The organism is Neisseria sp. P0022.S010 (genome assembly GCF_051956635.1).
In genome coordinates, this window is record NZ_JBQCXF010000929.1 from 1 (window position 1) to 437 (window position 437).

Annotated in this window: 1 protein-coding gene; it reads left to right on the plus strand. The window is 52.9% G+C overall.

Translation table 11 applies throughout. The features are described from left to right. Window positions 1–202: 202 nt before the first annotated feature. Window positions 203–437: MerR family transcriptional regulator (locus ACTHUT_RS22160; protein WP_440419966.1), on the plus strand; the 235-nt coding region annotated here is incomplete at its 3' end.

Sequence of the window (437 nt, forward strand, 5' to 3'; positions counted from 1 at the left end):
GCATAAACACTGACCCATCTCCCTGTCGCCTAGGAGGAGGCCTGTATATCGGTATCCGCTGCGGACGTTGCATCACCGCCACAGGCGCCACCACAGGATTTGCTCATAATATGACTCCACTTGAACAATGTTGTGGTACCATTTTAAACTATAAAGCTACTATAAGGTCAATAGAGTAAAGAATCCGTTGGGGAGGAGGCTGATGCGCATTGGTCAGTTGGCGCAGTTGGTAGGGGTCGAAACACAGACGATCCGCTTCTATGAACAGCAGGGCTTATTGCCGCCGCCTGATCGGCAGGACAACGGTTACCGTGTCTATACCGAGAAGCATGGTGAGGGGCTGGCCTTCATCCGTCGCTGCAGAATCCTGGGCCTGTCACTGGCTGAGATTCACGAACTACAGAGCTATCAGGACGACCCTCATCAGCCTTGTACCG